Source organism: Streptomyces chattanoogensis (genome assembly GCF_001294335.1).
GTDB lineage: Bacteria > Actinomycetota > Actinomycetes > Streptomycetales > Streptomycetaceae > Streptomyces > Streptomyces chattanoogensis.
In genome coordinates this window covers 1-1442 of sequence record NZ_LGKG01000026.1, presented here as the reverse complement: position 1 = coordinate 1442, position 1442 = coordinate 1, and the positions used below count along the sequence as shown (strand labels likewise).

Annotated in this window: 2 protein-coding genes; one reads left to right on the top strand and one right to left on the bottom strand. The window is 70.6% G+C overall.

Annotated elements, in window-relative coordinates; genetic code table 11:
* The first annotated feature begins 171 nt into the window (after positions 1 to 171).
* Entirely contained in the window at positions 172 to 624 is a 453-nt protein-coding gene (locus ADL29_RS40605) for an ATP-binding cassette domain-containing protein (RefSeq protein WP_245689197.1), read from the top strand.
* Here ADL29_RS40605 and ADL29_RS06730 read toward each other — a convergent pair.
* A partial coding sequence (locus ADL29_RS06730) for a GTP-binding protein (protein WP_053922822.1) occupies positions 506 to 1442 on the bottom strand: 937 nt, incomplete at its 5' end. The genes ADL29_RS40605 and ADL29_RS06730 overlap by 119 nt on opposite strands.

Genomic DNA, 1442 nt, shown 5'->3' with positions numbered 1-1442 from the left:
GCCGGTCGCACCGGGCGGGAGCGAACCGAAGACCTTCGACATCCGCTTCGAGGACGTCACCTTCGCCTACGACGGCCAGAGCGAGCCGTCCTTGACCGGCGTCGACTTCACCGTCCCCGAACGCAGCCTGACCGCCCTGGTCGGCCCGAACTGCTGCGCCACATCGCCATCGTGTTCCAGGACGTCTACCTCTTCGACGACACCATCCGCGCGAACATCGCGCTCGCCCGTCCCGATGCCACCGACGCGGAGATCAAGGCGGCCGCGCGGGCAACCAACGTTCACGAGTTCGTGGACCGACTCCCCCACCGCTACAACACCCGCGTCGGCGAGATCGGTTCGGCACTCTCCGGCGGCGAACGCCAGCGGATCTCCATCGCCCGGGCCATCCTCAAAGACGCGCCCGTCGTCCTGCTCGACCGACCGACGGCGGCCCTGGACACCGAATCGGAGGTGGCGGTGCAGCGGGCCATCGACAACCTGGTGGCGGACAAGACCGTCGTCGTCATCTCCCACCGGCAAGGCCGGCCCAGCCCTCGACGCCGAGCGACAGCTCGCGGTCGTCGAGCAGCGTGGCGTCCAGGACGCCGCGGAGCTCGTCCTGGTCCAGATCAGTACCAGTGAAGACGACCTCATTGCGCCGCTCGCCGTAGTAGTCGTCCCAGAACCACGAGGCCAAGGTGCGGCGCTGCGGCGAGGCATCGCGCCACGCCCGTGTGTCGCCTTCCTGCAACCAGTCGCCGGCCTCGCGCAGTTCGAGGTGGTGTCCGGCGGATCGCCAGCTGACGACCGAGCCCGGTTGCGTGGCCACCCACAGATGGCCGCGGCCGCGTACGACTCCGGACATGATCTTCGGCAGGCTGTCCGCGAGCCGCTCCGGGTGTACGGGGCGGCGCGAGCGCCACAGTACGGATACGACGCCGCGATCGACACCGCGCGGGTGCGCCGGTGTGCTGACGGGGTCGAGACGATCGGCCGGACCGGCCTCGAACCACCGAGGATCGGGCCTGGTCAGCGTGTCGAGGACGGCCTCTCCGGCACTGGCACCGGCACCGGCACCGGAGAGCACGGTTGCGGAGGGACTGAGGTGGGCGAGCAGGGCCCGCACCCCCTCCCGGGTCCCGTCGGCCGCCTCCCTACCGGGCCCCAGGATCACCGTGGCGGCCGCCTCCACTTGGCGGGCGGCGGCCTCGGCGAGAGTGACCGATTCGGCTCGGGCGCCCGGACCATAGAACCGGACCGCCTGATGCACACAGCGCAGATCGCTGAGGAAACGGTCGGGGTCCACTCCAGCGGCTACCGGCCCGAGGTCGTAGTGATGTGCCGTGGGCGTGCGGCCCAGTGGGGTTTGCCACAGTGCGGCCAGAAAGAGCTGCGCATCGAGTTCCGCCGGGAGCGCGAGCACGACATGGGGCCGCGTCGTACGGCGGGCGATGGCCTCG